The sequence below is a fragment of the Bradyrhizobium sp. 197 genome (genome assembly GCF_023073375.1).
GTDB lineage: Bacteria > Pseudomonadota > Alphaproteobacteria > Rhizobiales > Xanthobacteraceae > Bradyrhizobium.
The window spans coordinates 1-4,034 of sequence record NZ_JADPJJ010000110.1; the positions used below are offsets into that span (position 1 = coordinate 1).

Annotated in this window: 1 protein-coding gene; it reads right to left on the reverse strand. The window is 58.2% G+C overall.

Annotated elements, in window-relative coordinates; genetic code table 11:
• Positions 1–2,267: 2,267 nt before the first annotated feature.
• The gene (locus tag IVB27_RS26395) at positions 2,268–2,984 is read right to left on the reverse strand and encodes a hypothetical protein (protein WP_247446026.1); all 717 of its coding nucleotides are present in this window, start codon (positions 2,982–2,984) and stop codon (positions 2,268–2,270) included.
• Between the last annotated feature and the right edge of the window lie 1,050 nt (positions 2,985–4,034).

Sequence of the window (4,034 nt, forward strand, 5' to 3'; positions counted from 1 at the left end):
TCGAAAACGTGCAAAGAGAACATGTGCCGCTCAAGCCTGTTTGGGGCTAGAGTCGCTCCGAGCTCGCGAGTGGATCGCGCGCCTGACAGCCGCCATGTTTGCAAACCGCAAACCTGGCTGGATCGAACGATCGCAAGTTGACGAAGAAGAATTCGAAATTGCGCGAGCCCGGCCGAACATTGCTACAAAATGCGTGCACGTCATTCGCAACCCTCGTCCGCCAATGCAGAGCAGAGAGCGTCACCGCAAAATCAATTCACGCAAATTGCTAGCGCTCGCTCGGACGGCGATAGGCACGCCACCAGCGACAATCCCTGCCAAGTTACGCAAAAGAACTAGCGGTTCCCCCTGCCCATCGTGGCCGGTGCTTGACCGTCCACGTTGGCAATTATTGATTCTGCAATATTCGCGGCTTCAGAAGCGACAACCGTGATCAAGAAGCGCCACGATCATTCCCTCCTGATTAAATCAAATCTATTTTAGATGAAAGCGCCAGTCCATTTTTTATTTATTCTCCACATTTAATGATTAATGCATCGAAATCAAAAACAAAGAGGCTCTTGCGCCCCTCCTTGCGAGGCGACACCGGAATTTTACGGCTTGTCTCCCAGATGCACTCGGTCCGTAAGATGATCTTTGTTTCGCGTGGATCGACAGTCGCAGGGAGCCAGCTGGAGCCAAACTCAGCCCTGTCTGCGAAGACGAGGCATGAAAGTAACAGTCTCGCAATACGTTGCGCCAACCTGTGATTATTAACTTGCGCATCCGATGCGATCCGGGCCCGCCCGCCGTAAAGCGGCGAACTTGGCTTGAATGTGATGCTGGTCATCCTCATCGGGTCAGTAGCCATCCTTGTCGCCCGGGCGCACGTTCCAGAGCTTGAGACCATCGCAGGACTCAATGGTGGTGCGCTCTAAGAGCCAGGCGCGTAGCCAGACCGCTGACGCAACCCAACTGCTGGGTTATGGCTCGGTAGCCGGCGCACGTGCCCTGGAGGGCGGCGAGAGTCCTCGGTTGGGATTTCTGACATTGCGATGCTCGCGCACGAAGCTACGCTTCTCGTGTTGCTGCCCCGCGCACGCTTCTCGTTCGCTTTACCGCGCAATAGGTTCCCCGCGAGCAGCATTCGAAATCGATGTGAAGCTTAAACCGAAACCAGTTCCCAGTCAGCTTACCAAGGGAACCAAATTGACGGCCATTAAATGGTAAATTTGATTACGGTATATAATCATGATGACTCTATCTCAAAATTGAAAAATATGGTTGGGGAAAACATGGGAGGTTGAAATGGAAGCTGCCCGCCGCCTTCGTGCAATGGCGCTGCTTTGCCGACAGACTGCCGTACTCCAACCTGAGAGAAGCTGGAAACTGCTTGCAGAGGCCGAGTACTGGGAGCATCTGGCGGCTGCGGCTTCAGCTCATTGAGCTTCGGTCGAGTGTCCCTTGTCTTTCGCTTTTCGTCGACTTCTTCCTTCAAGTCATTTTCTGAGGCATGTGATGTCGAGTACGCGTCAGATTTTCTCTAGTGCTGTTCTGAGCGAACGTCACCAGGCGCTTCTGGAGGAGCTTAGACAGGTGGAGAAGCTTCGACGTAAGCTCCGACATGTAGAAGCAAGAACAATCGGCAGAAGACGGCGTACCAAAGCGAGCGGCGGAGCAAGAGCCGTTTAGAGACCCGCCGGTCCGAAGGTTGACCCGCGTTGGCTCACTCGCGCGATTCGATGGACGGATTGCCCGCGTTCCTCGCATCTGCCACTATTTTGAAAGAGGACTGGCGCCTTCATCCCCGCAGTAGCGAGGCTCGGCGACGACGTCGCTGCGACGTGTCGGCAACCAGCCGGGCCGGGATGCCCCACAACGCTCGAACTAACTCGGCGGCGAGACCGGCCGTCTATTCGGGGTCGCGCATTAGCTCCGACTTTCATTCGACGTTGCACTTCGGAACACGGCAACAAGTCGACCGCCTTCCCAAAGCTCAACGTCGTGCTCGTCATGCATTTGCTCGGCTCGGCGTCTCGCCGCTTGCTCGTCAATGCAGTCGAGCTTTGCAGCGCAGATCACTTGCCGGCTGCCGTCCACCACGAACACTTTGTACCGCATGATGCAGGCCCATCCCAAAGGGCGACCATCATCGTAGTCGAATGTCCGTCTAAGGCAGTGCCAAATTAAATGCGGCGTACGGAACCTTTGTAAGTGGGGCAGTTCCGCTATACTGGTCCGTGGAATCCCATCGATCGCGCGGCGCCAGTACCTCGTATCTCGCTACCTCAGTGGCGTAATCTCACCGCGTACCGAAGCGTGCGGCTCGAGCTTAAGAGCGAGAGGCCGCCAAGCGTCATCAGCAGCACACCAAACCAGGCCGTCCAGCTGCGGGCTTCGTCGCGCGCCTCTGCAGTGCGCGCGCCCAGCGGTATAATTTGAGGTGGGTCGGCGGACGCGGCGGCGAGAAGCTGCCCAACGTCGACTCGGCTGGGCATGGAGTGTTCGGGCGTGAGCTGGTTGCTGGGAAGATCGACAATGGGGACCGCCGACATCAGGGTGAGGCCCGTGAAGAGATCGGAAGCGGCATCAGCTACCTTCATTCCAGGTACAGGCGGCTGAGATTGCTCGGGCGGTGCGGAACGCAGCAACTCCGCGCGCGCATCAACGACGGCGCGCCGCCTGGTCTGCGTGGTCCCGTTTTCGTCCAAACTGGCGCTGCGGTCTTTGGCCATGCGAGCCCGAATGGGCTTCTTCACCGTCGCGACGCCCTCGGCCAGGAACCAGCATTTGCGGTGACCGTCCGTTCGGTAGACCCAATGCTGTCCGCCGGTGGTCGAGGTACCGGGACGCGGCACGCATTCGGCTTGCGGCGGAGAGGTTACCGTGGGTTGGGACGTAGCAGTATCGAAGAAGTCGGCAAGAGAATTGGAAGACGCAGGCGCCGCCCAAAAACCTCCAACAAGGACTAGGCTGGCGAAGTACAATCGCAAATGACCGGACATCGAAAACTCCCGGGTTCGCCCCACCCCCGCTCGAGCCTCAGCGGCGACAACGGCTCCCATGCGGCTTAAATCGGGCAGCGCGACGAATTAATTGTACTCTTGGCCGCCTGATTAATATGCCGGTCCAGTACTCCGGGGTTTGCAACACGAGGCAGCGCGATCGATTCATCGAGCCACCTCAGTTGCGCCGGGCCTCGCTCCCGCCCGCGATCCGCGCCGCCGCCGCCCGGTCGATCGCCATCGTTGCGGGCCGAGATTTGGACGATTTCCTGATCGAGCGGGCTTCAGCCCAAAAGCGGCAGACAAATTGAGCGCCGATTGCAGTTTGAAATGGGAATGCTGACGCCGGCTGTTACCCACTGAGGCTCTGAGCTTTTCACATCGTCGTTCAATGCGGCTCATAACCATGCTTGGAGGCATCGCCATAGCGAGCGCGCTGGCGATCTGGCTGATGGTTCTCGCTGAATCGCTCGGAGGGCCCGCGGCGCGGTGAAGACATCGACAAGAATCTCAAGCGCGCGATGGCCCGCGTCTAGTCGTGGTGCCCTCTGAAGTGCCGCCTAACCGCATTCCACGCTCGAAGGACTGGAAGGGGGAGGACGACGAAAGAACTCTGATTGCAACCGGCATCATCCCGCGCCGCAGAAGTGGTGGGTCGTGATCGTCCGATCGACGGGCCATCGTGTTGATCGTCACCGGAGACGGAGTTCCTGCTCGCCGAGCAGGTGCCGTTCTGCGCGAGGGCAGGACAACTACAACGAACAGAACGTTCACCAGTAGTCATATTTTCTCACAATGAGAAGGAAAGTACGCACGAGAACGACCGTCGTTTGATCTAAAATCTGCCGAGGTTACTCCTGCCTCATACCCGGCACGCAGCCAGCAACACTGCGTTCGCGGACGGAGCTGCTTCACCGCAGCACATTGGCATCCCCCCGAGGCCGTTGGGCCCCGAGCGCTTCGCGAGCGTCTAGGATCGCTCGCAGCCTAGTCCGGCGCAACACTCGCGTCTGTGCGCTTTCGAACATTCATGCCCCTTCAGGTATGCTA